Consider the following 14,523-nt stretch of genomic DNA (forward strand, 5'->3'; position numbering starts at 1 on the left):
CCGATCTGTCGGTGAGTCCGGCAACGGCCGAAGTTGGAGTCGGGCAGCACGCCGGAACCGCTGTAGGCGCTGCCTGTCAGCTGAGTGATGTGCAGCCGGGCGCGTCAACCCCGGCGACACCTGTCCCCAATGTGGCATTGGGGACGATGAGCGCCCCCAATGCCACATTGGGGACACCCGGCCGCCGGGCCGGCGAGCCGGGGGGCGGGCAATCCGCACCGCTTCCGGCGCCGAAGTCCTGTCATGGCACTGGGATCAGGGGTTCATCCGCAGCAGCGGGAGACCCGAGGGCGTGCGGATCTCCAGTGCCCTGATGTCCCCGGCGCGCATCGCGGTGCCGACCACGATGTGCGCGGTGTCCTTGGGCATCGCCCGCCAGGACGCCAGTTCGCTGGTGCCTCCGTCCGCGTCGACGGCGACCAGGATGTAGTCACCGGTGCGGTTGCCGCCGTAACTGCACGTCATATCGACCTTCGTGCCGGTGTCCGTGGCGGACATGGCGACCTCGGCGGTCACCGGGTAGTCGCCGAGCGGGGTCATCGGGTCGCCCGCCGCCGCGATCGGCCCGGTCAGGACGACCACGAGCGCGACACCGGCGGCGACGGCGATCCCGGCCGCGGTGGTGGTGATCGCCCGCTGGATCCGCCTCCCCCGGCGGACCCGTTTGAGCACGGCGGGCAGCAGTTCCGGCGAGGGCGCCGGTTCCTCCTCCACCAGCGCTGGGGCGCCGGCCTGGGCGAGCAGTCCGGGGATCCCGGCCAGATCGCGCACGGAAGCCGCGCACCGGTCGCACACGCGAAGGTGTCTCTCGTAAGCGGACCGGTCTTCCGGGGACAACGCGCCGAGCACATAGGCCGCGTCGTAGGTGGCGAAGGGGTCGGTCATTGAGTCACCCCTCTTTCCTCCAATACGAGCCGCAACGCCCGCAGGGCGTAGTGCGTCCGCGACTTGATCGTCCCTTCGGCCACCCCCAGCCGCTTCGCCGCGTCGGCGACGGAGTAACCCTGGAAGTAGCACAGGACGAGTACGTCCCGATGTCGTGGCGAGAGTTCGCCGAGGGCTTCGGCGACCAGCCAGCCCTGGACCGCCCGTTCGGTGCCGTCCGTGATCGCCGTTTCGGGCGGCTGACCGGTCACCACCTCCGGATGCGCCTCGGAGGCACGCCAGTCGTCGATGGCGATCCGCCTCGCCACGGTGAACAGCCAGCCTCGCGCCGATCCTTCGGACTGGTCGAGCACCTTCGCGTTGCGCCAGGCCCGCAGCAGCGTCTCCTGGACGACGTCCTCCGCGCGGACCCGGTCGCCACTGGTGAGGTGCAGTGCGTAGGACCAGAGCGCCGCGGCGTGCTCGTCGTGCAGAGCCCGCATCAGCCGGTCCTCCGCGAATTCCTTCACCGATCCGTGCTCTCGCGGTTGCGGAGCAGGGGAAGGGCGAAGATCACGCATACCGCTTCGGTGATCACGCCCCAGATCTCGGCCTGGCTGGTGAAGCGCTCCGAGACGCCGAAGAACCCGGTGGTCAGCGAGAGCGCGTACGCGCCCAGGGTGGCCAGGCCGAATCCGATCGCCGCGAGCGCGGGAAGCCAGTGGTGCCAGGCCAGGACGGCGATCGCGAGCACCACGCCCGCGACGACGTTCACCAGGAAGAGCGGTCCGACCACGGCCGTTTCCGACGCCCAGTCCTGCCATACGACGTAATGCACCCACGCCGAGCCGAGCAGGCCCGCCGCCACCACCGCCCGCAACAACCACCGGATCATGTCCGTATCTCTTTCCGCGTGTTCGGTTCCCCTATGCCCTTGAACACGGAAAAGAGGGGCTTTCGGTTCAATCCGGCACCCGATCGGTCGGCGAAATTGAACCGGATGGCCGCTTCTGCCGTGTGTAGGGGCATGACTGCCGAACTTCACTCCCGCCGCACCGTCCTGACCACCGGGGCCGCCGTCGCCGGCGCGGCCGTCGGTGCCGTGGCCCTCTCGGCCTGCGGAAGCGACTCCCCGTCGTCCGGCTCGGCCGCCGCTCCACCCGCCGCGGCACCGGGCGAGACCCTGACCGCGCTCGCCGACATCGAGGTCGGCCAGGCGAAGGCCGCCAAGACCGCCGACGGCAAGGACGTCATCGTCACCAGGACCGCCGAGGACGCGGCGGCGGCGTTCAGCGCGATCTGCACCCACCAGGGCTGCGCGGTCGTCCCGGACGGCGCGGAACTCAAATGTCCTTGCCACAACTCGGTCTTCGACGCGAAGACCGGCGCGGTCAAGAAGGGACCGGCGGACCAGCCGCTGCCCTCGATCGCGGTGAAGGTCGCGAACGGCCAGGTCGTCACCGCCTGAGAAACGTCATGAGGGGTCCCCTTAGGACGAAAAGTGTCCTAAGGGGACCCCTCATGACATCGGCGCGGAAGTTCAGCTGTCCCAGGTGAAGATCGGGTCGCCCGCCTCGACGTCGCCGCCGGTGAGCAGTCCCGAAAGGACTTCGGCCTTCGCGTCCAGCGCCACCACCGGCACGATCGGCGAGTAGCCGGCGGCCTTGACCGCGTCCGGGTCCCAGCCGACGACCGGCTGCCCGGCACGGACGGCCTCACCCTTGACGACGTGGAGGGTGAACCCCTCGCCCTTCTCCTTCACCGTGTCGATCCCGAGGTGGACCAGCACTCCGCGGCCGTCTTCGGTGGCCACCACGAAGGCGTGCGGGTGCAGGGTCACGATCGTCCCGTCGACCGGCGCGACGGCGTCCTGGCGCCCGCCCGAGGGCAGGACCGCGAGGCCGGGGCCGACCATCGCCTGCGCGAAGACCGGGTCGGGCACTTCGGTCATAGCGGTCGTCTTGCCGCCTACCGGGCTCAGGATCTCCAAACTCACAGCAGATCCTCGATCTCACTGGCGATCGTGTCGGCCTCCGGTCCCACGATCACCTGCACACCGGCACCCATGCGCACGACACCCATCGCGCCTGCCGCCTTCAGCGCCGCCTCGTCGAGCAGGCTCATGTCTTCGAGCTCACAACGCAGCCGGGTGATGCACCCCTCCACCTCGACGAGGTTCTCGGCGCCGCCGAGCGCCGCGAGGATCTTTTCCGCCCTGTCATCCGCCATCGCGGTCTCCCTGTTCCCTGTCGGTTTCCCACATGCGACCCAGCTTTACTACGCCGTTCGCCGACTCGCACCCGATGCCTGGCCACGAACGCGTAACGGTGGTTGACACCCGCTCGTGCGACGGAGCATCCTGCCCCATCGGATCATTGGTCTAGACCGGAACGTACCAATCTTCCGGACCAGATGCGAGTACGGGTTACCCGAAACCGACCGGCCCGAAAGGACGGTGACCGTCATGAGCGCTTCGGCGCAGCTGCCGCCGTCCGACCGTGTGATCAACGGACCGACGCCCAAGCACGCCCAGCTGCGGGAGATTCTGCGCCGCACGGTGGAGCGTGAGCTACCCCCCGGCTCACCGATCCCCTCGGAACGTGACCTCGCCGAGACCTATCAGGTGTCGCGGCTCACCGTCCGGTCGGCGATCGGCAAGCTGGTCGAAGAAGGGCTCTTGTCGCGGGTGCGCGGCAAGGGGACGTTCACCGCCGCGAGGCGGATGGAACTGCAGCTCTACCTGATGTCCTTCACCGAGGACATGCGCCGTCGCGGGATGACCCCGACCACGGAGGTCGTCAAGACCGCCACCGAGGTCCCGCCCGCCCCCTCGGCGCACGCTCTCGGCTTGACCGCCGGAACCCCGGCACACCGGCTGGTACGGCTCCGCCGTGCCGACGGAGTGCCGCTCGCGGTCGAACGTGGCTGGTATCACGCGGGCCGGATGCCCGGTCTGCTCGACCTCGATCTCACTCGATCGTTGTACGTCCAACTCGCCCAGTCGTATGACCTCCGCCCGGACCACGCGTGGCAGACGGTCTGGGCCGAATCCGCGGACCGCGAAACGGCACGCCTGCTCGGCATGCGCGCCGGCAGTCCGCTTCTTGTCTTCCGCCGGGTCTCCAGCGTCAACGGGGAACCGATCGAAGACATGACTTCCTGGTACCGGGGCGATCACTACCAGGTCACCATGCAGCTTGACCGGAACACCCCGGATTCCGGTCACCATCCTCACTACGGAGGTACCCGATGAGCTCCACCACCGCCGAGGGGGCGAAGAGCAAGGGCAAGGGCCTGGCCGGGCTTCAGCGCTTCGGCCGCAGCCTCATGCTCCCGATCGCCGCTCTGCCCGCCGCCGCGCTCCTCAACAGGTTCGGTCAGCCCGACCTGCTCGGCGAGAAAGGGCTCGGCTGGACCAAAGTCGCCGAGGTTCTCGGCGCGGCGGGCAACTCGCTGTTCAGCTGGCTGCCGCTCCTGTTCGCGGTGGGTATCGCCGTCGGCTTCGCCCGGAAGAGCGACGGCGCGACCGGACTGGCCGCCGTGGTCGGTTTCTTCGTGTTCACCAGCGTTCTCCAGGTCCTCGCGCCGTTCTCCGAGCTTCCCGGATGGGATCCCGAGAAGCCCGCCGGCCTGATGCTCAACCCGCTCAAGTGGCCTTACAGTGTGCTGGCCGGTGTGATCGTCGGCCTCGTCACCGCCCTGCTGTGGCAGAAGTTCTACCGGATCAAGCTGCCGCCGTACCTGGCGTTCTTCGGCGGCCGCCGGTTCGTGCCGATCATCACCGCCGTGGTCATGATGATCCTCGCGGTGCCGCTGGGCCTGGTCTTCCACTGGGTCAACGACGGCATCCAGGCGGCCGGTGAAGCGGTCACCGGGGCTCCCGTCGTCGGTGGCGGCATTTACGGTGTGCTCAACCGTCTGCTGATCCCGGTCGGTCTCCACCAGCTGCTGAACGTGCCGGTGTGGTTCATCTTCGACGGCGGCGACATTCCGAAGTTCTTCAAGCTCGAGGACCCGACCGCCGGTACCTTCATGACCGGCTTCTTCCCGATCTTCATGTTCGCCATCCCCGCCGCGGCACTGGCGATCTGGCAGAGCGCCAAGCCGAGCCAGAAGAAGATCGTCGGCGGTGTGATGATCGCCGGTGCGCTGACCTCGTTCCTGACCGGTATCACCGAACCGATCGAGTTCTCGTTCATGTTCGTCGCGTGGCCGCTGTACCTGATCCACGCGGTCCTGACCGGCACGTCGCTGGCACTGGTGAACGCGCTCGACATCCACCTGGGCTTCGGCTTCTCGGCCGGTGCGATCGACTTCGCGCTCAACAGCGGTCTCCCGGCGGCGAGCAGCAACGTCTGGCTGCTCCTCCCGATCGGCCTGGCCTACGGGGTCATCTACTACGTGATCTTCCGCTTCGTGATCAAGAAGTGGAACCTGCGCACCCCGGGCCGCGAGGACGACTCGATCGAGGCCGACCTCGAAGCCACCGCGGCCAAGCCCGCCAAGTAGTTTCAGCTCAGTAGAACCGAAGGCACGAAAGGGAAAGAACATGCCGGAGAAACGCGTCACCGTGGCCAGCAAGGTGGGCCTGCACGCCAGGCCCGCGGCGACGGTCGCCAAGGCGGCCGCGGCGCAGCCCGTCGCGGTTTCGATCGCCAAGGCGGGCGGCGACCCGGTCGCGGCCGGCAGCGTGCTGAACCTGATGACGCTCGCCGCCGGCTACGGCGACGAGGTCATCATCAGTGCCGAGGGTGAAGGTGCCGAGGCGGCCGTCGAGGCCATCGCCGAGCTGGTGGCGACGGACCTCGACGCCTGATCCTCATCCCTGCGAAGCCCGGGCCGTCCCCGACCGGCCCGGGCTTCGTAGGGTGTAGGCATGGAGAGCGTGCGCGAGATCGAACAGTGGCCGGTGGACAACGCCGCCACGGCCGTGGTGACCGCCGCCGGTGACGTGCTGGGCACCCACGGCGACACGACGAAGGTGTACCGGCTGGCGTCGGTGACCAAACCGCTCACGGCCTACGCCGCGCTGATCGCCATCGAAGAGGGCGTCGTCGAACTCGACACCCCCGCCGGGCCGGAGGGCGCCACGATCCGGCATCTGCTCGCGCACACCTCGGGCCTGGCCTTCAACGAGCACAAGCCGATGGCCGCGCCGGGCAACCGCCGCCTGTACTCCAACGCCGGTTTCGAGCAGCTCGCCGACGCACTCACCGAGCATTCCGGGATCCCCTTCGCCGACTACCAGGCGGAGGCGCTTTTCCAGCCGCTGGGCATGAAGTCGACCAAGCTGACCGGCTCCCCCGCCTCGGGCGCGGAGTCCACTGTGGACGACCTCGTCGCTTTCGCCGCCGAATTGCAGGCGCCGAAGCTCATCGCCGCCGAGACCGTGCGCGAGGCGACCTCCGTGGTCTTCCCCGGGCTTTCCGGCGTCCTGCCCGGTTTCGGCCACCAGAAGCCGAACGACTGGGGCCTCGGTTTCGAGATCCGCGACCACAAGAGTCCACATTGGACAGGCTCGTCGAGCTCGCCGCGGACGTTCGGCCACTTCGGGCAGTCCGGAACGTTCCTCTGGGTCGACCCCGACGCCGGCGCCGCCTGTGTCGCGCTCACCGACCGCGCTTTCGGCCCGTGGGCGGCCGAGGTGTGGCCGCCCTACACCGACGCCGTGCTCTCGGAGCTGCGCGGCCTCACTCCATGACGCGGACCGGCGAACCCGCCTGGAAGGCCGCGATGTCCTCGACCGCGTCGCGGTAGAAGATCTCGTAGGCCTCCCGGGTGACGTAGCCGATGTGCGGGGTGAGCACGACGTTGTCGAGCGTCCGCAGCGGATGCTCCGACGGCAGCGGCTCGACATCGTAGACATCCAGCGCGGCGACCGCGATCTCCTTGCGGCGTAAGGAGTCCACCAAGGCGGCTTCATCCACGATCGGGCCGCGCGAGGTGTTGACCAGCATCGCCGACGGCTTCATCGCGGCGAGCTCGGGCGCGCCGACCAGCCCCCGGGTGCGGCGGCTGAGCACCAGGTGGATCGAAAGGACGTCCGCGCGGGCGAACAGTTCGTCCTTCGACACCGCCGTGACACCGTGCGGATCGGCCTTCTCCTGGGTCAGGTTCTGGCTCCACGCGATGGTCTCCATGCCGAACGCCTGGCCGATCTTGGCCGCACCGGCGCCGAGCCTGCCGAGGCCCAGCAGGCCGAGGGTCTTGCCGGACAGGATCGTGCCGACCGTGGTCTGCCAGCCGCCCTCGCGCATGTTCTTCGACTCCACCGGCACGTTCCGCGCGGCGGCGAGGATCAGCGCCCAGGTGTGCTCGGCGGCCGGGGCGGCGATGTACCCCGTGGAGGAGACGACCACGCCGTTGCGACGGGCGGCGGCCACGTCGATCGCGGCGTTGCGGTGACCGGTGCTCACCAGCAGCTTGAGCGCGGGCAGCCGGTCGAGCACCTCGGCGGGGAAACGGGTGCGCTCGCGCATCGCGACCACGACCTCGAAGTCCCGTAGGTGGGCCACCACGTCGGCGGGGTCCGCGAACGGCTTCGTGAACACCTCGATGTCGGCGCCGAGGGAGTCCCAGTCCCCGAAACCGAGCGCCACTTCCTGGTAGTCGTCGAGAATCGCGATCTTCATACCCTCAGGCTAGTTGAGCACCTTCGAAGAACCCGAACGGCGCGAACTCTGGTTCCATGGCGGCGAGGTGTATCTCGGAACAGAGGAGCGGGATGAACGACGGCGAGATCTTGGCCTGGACCGAGACGGAACGGCTGAGCTTCGCGGATCTGCTGGAAAGTCTCGCCGAGCACGACTGGTCGGTGACCACCCTCTGTACGGAATGGACGGTCCACGCGATGGCCGCCCATCTGGCGCAGTCCACCAGGAACCGGCTCAAGGACACCCTCGTCGGCATCGTCAAGGCCAAGGGGAACTGGGACCGGATGAACGTCGACCAGGCCATCGCCTACGGCGCCCGGTTCTCCCCCGCGGAACTCGTCGCCCAGATCCGCGAGGACGCCGGATCACCGCGTCGCTCGCCCGGCGCCAAACCGGTCGATCCGCTCGCCGACGTGCTGATCCACGGCCAGGACGTCGCCCGCCCGCTCGGGATCGCCAGGCCGATGCCGGAACAGCCGGCGATCGCCTCCCTGGAGCACCTGCTCGTCAGCCCGTTCTGGGGCGCCAAGAAGCGCTGCCGGAACCTCAAGCTGATCGCCACCGACGCCGAGTGGTCCGGCGGAGCGGGCCCCGAGGAAGTCCGGGGCCCGCTCGTCGACCTGCTCCTGGCCGTGAGCGGCCGGAGCACCGGCCTGGCCACGCTCACCGGTCCGGGCGCCGCGTTGCTCGGCGCCCGCTGAGGGTCACCAGCGCGGGACGAACACGTCGACCCGCACCAGATGGTGGTCCGAGGCGTCGTTGAGCCGGGCGAGCGGCGAATCGGGCAGCGGCCAGAACACCTCGGCGCGCCAGGGGAACAGGCCCTTGGACGGCAGGACATAGTCGATCCGCAGGTTCCCCGGCGCGTTGTCGTTGAAGTCGCCGGTGTCGAAGTACGGGTCACCCTTCTGGCCGATGTTGGCGCCGGCCTGGTCCTGAGCCGCCCGGACGCCGCCTTCGCTGCCCGGCCGGGTCTCGATGACTCGCGGCGCGTTCAGCAGGCGTGAGATCGCGCCCGGGACGCTGTCGCCGTCGAGCGGGTCGGAGTTGTGGTCGCCGGCGACGACGAACTTCTCGTGCGCGCCCAGCCCGCCCCGGCGGCCCCGGTCGTCGTGGATGTAGCGGCCCTTGCCCGGGGTCACGTAATCCGCCCAGAAGCGGATCTCGTCGTTGTTGCGGGTGCCGTTGCGGTCTTCGGGACCGTCGAAGGTGGGCGGCGTCGGGTGCGCGGCCAGGAAGTGCACGGTCGAGCGGCCGACGCGGATCGGGACGTCCCAGTGGGACTTCGACGACAGGCGCAGTACGTCGAGCGCCTGCGGCGAGTACCAGTCGTTCGGCGCCGGCGTGGCCGGGTCGTCCGGCAGCAGCGCGCCGGGCATGTCCTTCCACAGGAACTTCTGGAAGGTCCGCACGCTCTTCGTGTCGATCGGGTACTTGGACAGCACGAGCATGCCGTACTGCCCCTCGAAGAGGCCGAAGCCGTGCGCGTCGTTTCCGCCGCCGACCTTGCCGTCGCGGTCGAGGTCGAAGCCGGTCGCGACACCGGTGTTCGACGGTGCGGTGAAGGCGTACGGGTAGTCGATCGGCGCGGCGCCGTTCTGACCGCGCTTCAGGTAGTTCTCGCGGAACAGGTCCGCGGCGCGGTTGCCGGGCACGTAGTCGAACTCGTTGATCAGCAGCACGTCCGGCCGGTTGCGCTGGATCACCTCGGCGACCTCGTTCGCCTGCGCGTTGCCCGGCTGCGACAGGTCGGTCACCAGCTGACCGGCGGCTCCGCGGTTGAGCGAAGCGTTGAACGTCGCGAAGCGGACGTTCTGCCCGACGGTGGCTTCCGCCGGGGTGGCGGCCAGCAGCGTCCCGGCCAGCAAGGCGCCCGATGTGAGCACGGCGGCGATGCGTTTCACGTCTTACCTCCCAGAGTCGGTGCGACCTTACGCACCCCGCGCGCACGCCCGGGTGAGCTTCAGGTGAACAGCATCTCTTGAACGCGTTCAAAATCTCGGCTACGGTATTTCTTGAACACGTTCAAAAGGAGGTCCCCATGCAACCCGTAGTCGTGGCCTACGCGCTCTACCTGGCCATCACCGTCCCCCTGACCGTCCTCGTCGCCCGCACCCTGAGCAGGCACGGCAAGACGTTCCTGGAGGACGTCTTCCAGGACAAGCAGGCGCTGGCGCATTCGGTCAACCAACTGCTCGTCGTCGGGTTCTACCTGGTCAGCCTGGGTTTCGTGACCCTGTTCCTGACCAGCGACGACACCGTCCTCGACGCGCGCGACGTCTTCGAGATGGTGTCGGTCAAGGTCGGCACCGTGGCGCTCGTGCTCGGCGTGATGCACGTCGGGAACGTGCTGGTGTTCAACGGCATCCGGCGCAAGCACCTCAACCACGTCACCCCGCGGCCCGCGCCTGCCCCGCAGCCCTACCCCGGCTACCCGGCGCCCGCTCCGCACCCGGCGCCCTGACCGGATAACGTGCAGTGGTGGCGAAGAGTGAGGAAACCAGGTCGCTGATCGTGGCGACCGCGTTGCGGCTGTTCGCGGAGAACGGCTACGACCGCACGACCATGCGGGCCATCGCGGGCGAAGCGGGCGTGTCGGTCGGGAACGCCTACTACTACTTCGCCTCGAAAGACCAGCTGATCCAGGGTTTCTACGACGAGATCGCCAAAGGGCACCTGACGATGGCGCGCCAGGCGATCGAAGGTGAGCGGGACTTCAGCGAGCGGCTCAAGACGGTCCTGCTCACCTGGCTCGACGTCGCCGAGCCGTACCACCGCTTCGGCACACAGCTCTTCGTCAACGCCGCCGACCCGGAATCGCCGCTGAGCCCTTTCAGCGAAGAGTCGACGCCCGCACGGGAGTCCTCCGTCGGCCTGATGCGCGACGTCATCGACGGCTCCGACGCCAAACTCGACCCGGACCTGCGCGACGAACTGCCCGATCTGCTGTGGCTGTACCAGATGGGGGTCGTGCTGTTCTGGGTCCACGATCGCTCTCGCGAGCAGAAACGCAGCCGCGTGCTGGTGGAGCGGACGGTGCCGCTGATCGCGCGGCTGGTGGGGCTTTCGCGGCTGCGGGTGCTGCGCCCGGTCAGCCGGGAGATCGTCTCGCTGATCCGGGACCTGTCGAAGCGGGACGATGCCGCTCCGGATCGCGTTTAGTCCTCTGAATGCGTCGCCTGCGTGCCGGGCCGGGGTGGTCGTGAGTGACGTTCCGGTGGACCCGAATTTACCTACCCACTGGTGTGATTGACGAGTGTGGAGGATTTGGGACGTTGAACGTCCCAAATCCTCCACGCTCGGTCTCGTTGGTGAGGGAGTCGGGACAGTGAAAGTCCGGATCCGTTGTCGGTGAGGCTCTGTTTCGTCGTGGTGCCGCGTGGGGCTGGCACGACCTTGCACCCCTGGCGACGATGTAGGAATTGGGACGTTCAACGTCCCAATTCCTACATCGTCGCGTCCTGGCAGCCGCGGAACCACCGCTCACGACCCACTTGACCCACCAATCGCCCGCCGCCTCCGATTCCCGGTACCGAGTCCGTGAAGGCGTTGTGAAAGCCACTTTCACAACGTTGAAGGTTGCGAAAGAGGCTTTCGCAACATCCCTAGCAGACACGCCGGTAAGCGAACAGGACACCTTTGCCTTGCCCCTCGAAACCCCTGGGGGATGTCCCCAATGCCTCATTCGGGACGCTGAGCGTCTCGGATGAGGCATTGGGGACATCAATGGAGGGCCGGACGAGCCGCGATCGACCGCAAGCAGAGGACTAATCGCGGACGGTCTTGAAGTACAGGAACCGCGGCTGCGTCCGCAGTTTCGCGTACCAGCGCGGGTCGGTGTCGGCGATCGCCTCCTCCGGCATCGGCTCCACCAGCCTGTCGACGGCGAACCCGGCGTCCCGCACCGCGCCGAACGTCCAGCTCAGCGGCCTCCGGTAGAAGCGCACCTTCTGCCCCTGCGGGAATTCGTCCTCGAGCAGTTCGAGCTGGAAGTAGTTCTCCTTGCCGAACCAGCGCCAGTCCTCGCCCGGGTGGTGCACCGAGAACACCAGCAGCCCGCCCGGCTTCAGCACCCGCCGGAACTCCGCCAGGGCCGGCGCCCACTCCTTCAGGTAGTGCAGCACCAGCGACGCCGTGATGACGTCGATCGACGCGTCCTCGACGAACGTCAGTGGCTGCGTGACGTCGGCCGTCTCGAACTTCGCGACGTCTCCGAACTTGTCCCTGGCGACGGCGACCATGCCCGCGCTGGCATCGACGCCGAGGACGTCCGCGCCCCCCGCGGCGAGCAGCGCGCTCAAGTGGCCCGCCGCGCAGCCGACGTCCAGCACCCGCTTGCCCGCCACGTCCCCGGCCAGTTCGACGATGGCCGGGCGGTCGTAGTGGGCGTTGGTGCTGCTGGTCTCGGCGTGCGCGGCGTAGAGCCGGGCGAAACCGTCGTACTGGGCGGCGCGCGCCCGTTCGATGATCTCGTCGATCACCTCGGTCTTGGCGTCGGCGTACTGCTGGATGTACTTCCAGGTGCGCGCCGCCAGTTCGCGTTTCTTGGCCTCGTAGAGCTTCAGCTCGTCCTCGTGCGCGATCAGGCGCTCGCGGAAGAGGCGATAACGCTCGGTCTGGCCGTTGTCCGGCGAATAGACGTGCAGGTTGATGTTGGTGTCCGGGCCTTTGAAGCAGCGGTGCTTCTCCCACTCCGGTTCGCGGATGACGAGCCGGTACCCCGCCGCTTCCAGCTCCGGCAGATAGGCGTCCTCGTCGTTCGAATCCGCGACGACCAGCATGATGTCGATGATCGGTTTCGCGCAGAGTCCCGGCACCGATGTGGAGCCGACGTGCTCCAGGATCAGCGCGCGTTCCCCCAGGATCCCCCTGATGCGCTTGGCTTCCCGGTCGAACAGCCCGGGCCAGTCCGGATCGTATTCGGCCAGCGTGACGGTGGAATTCAGCACCGGAGCCTGACCGACCCACGCGGAGTCGATGTCCTCTTCGGTGTAGTCGTCTCTATCGGGTTTAGGCATGTGACCCCCTTGTTTCGACCTCAAGGCAGTCGGCCAGATTATCGAATCCGGCGGATCTTGTCAGGAGATCGGCAAAGAAAGGATCCCGCCGGTCGCCTCGCGCAGCGCGTCCCGCATTTCGGCCCGCGGCGCCGGCTGTCCGGTGAAGTACTCGGATTGCCCGAAAGCCTGATGCAGCAACATGTCCAATCCGGTGGCCAGCCTTCCGCCCCGCTCGGCGACGGCTTCGGCGAGCGCGGTCGGCCAGGGGTGGTAGATGACGTCGAGGACGCAGCCGATCCCGGCCAGTTCGCTCAGGTGCCCCCGCACGGCGTCCGGGGGCACGGTGTTCACCAGTACCGCCGATTCCCCGGCGATCTTCCCGAAGTCGGCGTCGGCCCAGCGCAGGACCTCGACGTCGAGCCCGGCCCGCTGAGCCGCCTCGACCGTTTCCGTCGCCCGTGCCGGATCCCGTACGACGAGCCGGACGGTGCGCACGCCGAGCGCGGCCAGTCCGACGACGGCCGCCGCGGCCGTCCCGCCCGCACCGAGGACGACGGCCGCGTCGTCCTCGCCGGGCAGGTACTCCCCCGCGATCCGCAGGGCCTCGGTGACACCGTCGACGTCGGTGCAGTCGGCCAGCCAGCCGGTTTCCCGGCGCACCAGCGTGTTCGCCGCGCCGACGGCGGCCGCGCGCGGCGTGACCTCGTCGGCGTACTCCAGCGCGGCCCGTTTCCCGGGCATGGTCACCGACAGCCCGGTCCATTCCGGACCGAGACCGTCGGCGAACGCGGGCAGCCCGGGACCGTCCATCTCGACCCGCTCATAGGTCCAGCCGTCCAGCCCCAGCGCCCGGAAGGCGGCGCCGTGCAGCACGGGCGAGAGCGAGTGTTCGACCGGTTTCCCGAGGATCGCGGCCTTGCGTCTAGTAGACACCGCGCCTCTGTGCGTCCAGCTTGGCCTTGTTGTGCTCGTCGTTCGTCACCGTGAAGCAGGAGAGTCCGTTCTTCTCGCATTTGACGAAGAACAGCCACTCACCCGCCGTCGGCTTCAGCGCGGCCTGGATCGCCTCCGCGCTCGGGACCGCGATCGGCGTCGGGGTCAGGCCGACCGACTTGTAGGTGTTGTAGACACCCGCTTTTTCCCGTTCTTCGGGTTTGGTCAGCAGGGTCGGCCGGTCGAGGACGTAGTTGATGGTCGAGTCCATCTCGAGCCGCATCTTCTCGTCGAGCCGGTTGTAGATGACCCGCGAGATCTTCCCGAAGTCGGCCTTCACCGCCTCGCGTTCGATGATCGACGCGATGACGAGCGTCTCGTACGACGTCTTGCCCTCGCCCTTCGACTGGTCGCTCAGCCCGGCGTTCAGGATCCGCTCCGCCGAGGTCTTCACGACGTTGGTGAGCAGCTCCTCCGCCGTCCAGCCGGGTTTGACGTTGAAGATGCCCGGCGCGATGAGCCCTTCGAGCCGCCGGTCCTTGTGCTCGGCGTTCGTGGCGGCCTCGACCGCCCACGACGGCACACCCAGCTTCGCCAGGTCCGCGGTCTCGATCGTCTTCCGCAGTTCCTCGACCGGGATGCAGGTGCTCGTGCCGTTCAGGTCCGCGCAGGAAGCCTTGGACAGCAACGTGTACACCCCGGGCGTCTTCTTGCCGTCGGGCTGGGTGATGTCGTGGAACTGGGTGTACGGCCGGATCTCGACCTGGCCGACCTTCGACGCGGGCGCGGTCATTTTCTCGACCGCGCTGGCCCCGGACATCTTCGTCTTCATGACGTAGTAGCCCTGCTGCAGCCGCGAGACGGCGGTGTTGTCCTCGCCCGCCTTCACGAACGCCTTGCCGCTGGCGACCACCCCGGCCGCCTGGAGCCGGTTGCCGATCGCCGACGTCGAGTCGCCCTTCTCCACCTGGACGAGGACGTCGCTCTCACCGGAGCCTTCGTAGTCGTCGTAGCCGAAGATCTCGGTGAAGCCGTAGTAGGCGCCACCGGCGAGCAGGACGAGCACGGTCAGC

Annotated in this window: 17 protein-coding genes and 1 pseudogene; 8 read left to right on the forward strand and 10 right to left on the reverse strand. The window is 68.2% G+C overall.

Annotated features, from left to right (window positions below; translation table 11 throughout):
• Positions 1-255: 255 nt before the first annotated feature.
• Genes CFP71_RS14065 through CFP71_RS14075 form a run of 3 tightly spaced genes read right to left on the reverse strand, consistent with a single transcriptional unit; the run spans position 256 to position 1,759 of the window.
• The gene (locus tag CFP71_RS14065) at positions 256-885 is read right to left on the reverse strand and encodes an anti-sigma factor family protein (protein WP_093934299.1); all 630 of its coding nucleotides are present in this window, start codon (positions 883-885) and stop codon (positions 256-258) included.
• On the reverse strand, positions 882-1,394 hold the full coding sequence (locus CFP71_RS14070) for a sigma-70 family RNA polymerase sigma factor (protein WP_093934300.1): 513 nt from the start codon (positions 1,392-1,394) through the stop codon (positions 882-884). Before CFP71_RS14070 ends, CFP71_RS14065 begins: the two co-directional genes overlap by 4 nt.
• Entirely contained in the window at positions 1,391-1,759 is a 369-nt protein-coding gene (locus CFP71_RS14075) for a hypothetical protein (protein WP_093934301.1), read from the reverse strand. The genes CFP71_RS14070 and CFP71_RS14075 overlap by 4 nt, the downstream gene beginning before the upstream one ends.
• A 132-nt stretch (positions 1,760-1,891) precedes the next feature.
• Here CFP71_RS14075 and CFP71_RS14080 point away from each other — a divergent pair, with 132 nt between their 5' ends.
• Positions 1,892-2,332, forward strand: a complete 441-nt coding sequence (locus CFP71_RS14080; protein ID WP_093934302.1) for a QcrA and Rieske domain-containing protein — start codon at positions 1,892-1,894, stop codon at positions 2,330-2,332.
• A gap of 72 nt (positions 2,333-2,404) precedes the next feature.
• On the opposite strand, the gene CFP71_RS14085 is transcribed toward CFP71_RS14080, so the two are convergent.
• The gene (locus tag CFP71_RS14085; protein WP_093934303.1) at positions 2,405-2,860 is read right to left on the reverse strand and encodes a PTS sugar transporter subunit IIA; all 456 of its coding nucleotides are present in this window, start codon (positions 2,858-2,860) and stop codon (positions 2,405-2,407) included.
• Positions 2,857-3,102, reverse strand: a pseudogene (locus tag CFP71_RS14090) (PTS sugar transporter subunit IIB); the annotation flags it as partial. The pseudogene CFP71_RS14090 and the gene CFP71_RS14085, both read right to left, overlap by 4 nt.
• Positions 3,103-3,328: 226 nt before the next feature.
• Between CFP71_RS14090 and CFP71_RS14095 the strand changes: the two are divergent.
• Genes CFP71_RS14095 through CFP71_RS14110 form a run of 4 tightly spaced genes read left to right on the forward strand, consistent with a single transcriptional unit; the run spans position 3,329 to position 6,565 of the window.
• Positions 3,329-4,117 (forward strand): GntR family transcriptional regulator, encoded by a 789-nt coding sequence (locus CFP71_RS14095; protein WP_076163796.1) that lies wholly within the window; start codon positions 3,329-3,331, stop codon positions 4,115-4,117.
• The gene (locus CFP71_RS14100) at positions 4,114-5,373 is read left to right on the forward strand and encodes a PTS transporter subunit EIIC (protein WP_093934305.1); all 1,260 of its coding nucleotides are present in this window, start codon (positions 4,114-4,116) and stop codon (positions 5,371-5,373) included. The genes CFP71_RS14095 and CFP71_RS14100 overlap by 4 nt, the downstream gene beginning before the upstream one ends.
• A 40-nt stretch (positions 5,374-5,413) precedes the next feature.
• Complete coding sequence (locus CFP71_RS14105) at positions 5,414-5,680, forward strand: HPr family phosphocarrier protein (RefSeq protein WP_093934306.1); 267 nt, start codon at positions 5,414-5,416, stop codon at positions 5,678-5,680.
• Between the two features lie 60 nt (positions 5,681-5,740).
• On the forward strand, positions 5,741-6,565 hold the full coding sequence (locus tag CFP71_RS14110; RefSeq protein WP_093934307.1) for a serine hydrolase domain-containing protein: 825 nt from the start codon (positions 5,741-5,743) through the stop codon (positions 6,563-6,565).
• On the opposite strand, the gene CFP71_RS14115 is transcribed toward CFP71_RS14110, so the two are convergent.
• On the reverse strand, positions 6,555-7,496 hold the full coding sequence (locus tag CFP71_RS14115) for a D-2-hydroxyacid dehydrogenase family protein (protein WP_093934308.1): 942 nt from the start codon (positions 7,494-7,496) through the stop codon (positions 6,555-6,557). The genes CFP71_RS14110 and CFP71_RS14115 overlap by 11 nt on opposite strands.
• Positions 7,497-7,588: 92 nt before the next feature.
• Between CFP71_RS14115 and CFP71_RS14120 the strand changes: the two genes are divergently transcribed.
• Positions 7,589-8,218, forward strand: a complete 630-nt coding sequence (locus CFP71_RS14120; protein ID WP_093934309.1) for a maleylpyruvate isomerase family mycothiol-dependent enzyme — start codon at positions 7,589-7,591, stop codon at positions 8,216-8,218.
• Between the two features lie 3 nt (positions 8,219-8,221).
• Here the strand turns inward: CFP71_RS14120 and CFP71_RS14125 are convergent, their stop codons facing one another.
• Positions 8,222-9,421 (reverse strand): endonuclease/exonuclease/phosphatase family protein, encoded by a 1,200-nt coding sequence (locus CFP71_RS14125; RefSeq protein ID WP_093934310.1) that lies wholly within the window; start codon positions 9,419-9,421, stop codon positions 8,222-8,224.
• Positions 9,422-9,558: 137 nt separating this feature from the next.
• Here CFP71_RS14125 and CFP71_RS14130 point away from each other — a divergent pair, with 137 nt between their 5' ends.
• Positions 9,559-9,981 carry a hypothetical protein gene (locus CFP71_RS14130; RefSeq protein ID WP_093934311.1) on the forward strand — a complete coding sequence of 141 codons (423 nt, stop codon included), beginning with the start codon at positions 9,559-9,561 and terminating at the stop codon, positions 9,979-9,981.
• A 17-nt stretch (positions 9,982-9,998) separates the two neighbouring features.
• Positions 9,999-10,679, forward strand: coding sequence for a TetR/AcrR family transcriptional regulator (locus CFP71_RS14135; protein WP_093934315.1), 681 nt, complete (start codon positions 9,999-10,001; stop codon positions 10,677-10,679).
• Positions 10,680-11,284: 605 nt separating this feature from the next.
• Here CFP71_RS14135 and CFP71_RS14140 read toward each other — a convergent pair.
• The 3 genes from CFP71_RS14140 to mltG form a co-directional block, all read right to left on the reverse strand.
• Positions 11,285-12,535, reverse strand: a complete 1,251-nt coding sequence (locus CFP71_RS14140; protein ID WP_093934312.1) for a GrpB family protein — start codon at positions 12,533-12,535, stop codon at positions 11,285-11,287.
• A 60-nt stretch (positions 12,536-12,595) separates the two neighbouring features.
• A complete protein-coding gene (locus CFP71_RS14145) occupies positions 12,596-13,426 on the reverse strand; it encodes a shikimate dehydrogenase (protein WP_244199669.1) in 831 nt (276 codons plus the stop codon).
• A gap of 13 nt (positions 13,427-13,439) precedes the next feature.
• The coding region (gene mltG, locus CFP71_RS14150; protein ID WP_208635954.1) for an endolytic transglycosylase MltG at positions 13,440-14,523 on the reverse strand (1,084 nt) is incomplete at its 5' end.

It is taken from the genome of Amycolatopsis thailandensis, assembly GCF_002234405.1.
In the GTDB taxonomy this organism is placed as follows: domain Bacteria; phylum Actinomycetota; class Actinomycetes; order Mycobacteriales; family Pseudonocardiaceae; genus Amycolatopsis; species Amycolatopsis thailandensis.

Excerpts from the sequence above, each read along its gene's own strand:
- CFP71_RS14110 (WP_093934307.1), top strand. The coding sequence starts at position 5,741 with ATGGAGAGCGTGCGCGAGATCGAACAGTGGCCGGTGGACAACGCCGCC.
- CFP71_RS14080 (WP_093934302.1), top strand. The coding sequence starts at position 1,892 with ATGACTGCCGAACTTCACTCCCGCCGCACCGTCCTGACCACCGGGGCC.
- CFP71_RS14120 (WP_093934309.1), top strand. The coding sequence starts at position 7,589 with ATGAACGACGGCGAGATCTTGGCCTGGACCGAGACGGAACGGCTGAGC.
- CFP71_RS14065 (WP_093934299.1), bottom strand. The coding sequence starts at position 885 with ATGACCGACCCCTTCGCCACCTACGACGCGGCCTATGTGCTCGGCGCG.
- CFP71_RS14075 (WP_093934301.1), bottom strand. The coding sequence starts at position 1,759 with ATGATCCGGTGGTTGTTGCGGGCGGTGGTGGCGGCGGGCCTGCTCGGC.
- CFP71_RS14140 (WP_093934312.1), bottom strand. The coding sequence starts at position 12,535 with ATGCCTAAACCCGATAGAGACGACTACACCGAAGAGGACATCGACTCC.
- CFP71_RS14115 (WP_093934308.1), bottom strand. The coding sequence starts at position 7,496 with ATGAAGATCGCGATTCTCGACGACTACCAGGAAGTGGCGCTCGGTTTC.
- CFP71_RS14095 (WP_076163796.1), top strand. The coding sequence starts at position 3,329 with ATGAGCGCTTCGGCGCAGCTGCCGCCGTCCGACCGTGTGATCAACGGA.
- CFP71_RS14130 (WP_093934311.1), top strand. The coding sequence starts at position 9,559 with ATGCAACCCGTAGTCGTGGCCTACGCGCTCTACCTGGCCATCACCGTC.
- CFP71_RS14105 (WP_093934306.1), top strand. The coding sequence starts at position 5,414 with ATGCCGGAGAAACGCGTCACCGTGGCCAGCAAGGTGGGCCTGCACGCC.
- CFP71_RS14100 (WP_093934305.1), top strand. The coding sequence starts at position 4,114 with ATGAGCTCCACCACCGCCGAGGGGGCGAAGAGCAAGGGCAAGGGCCTG.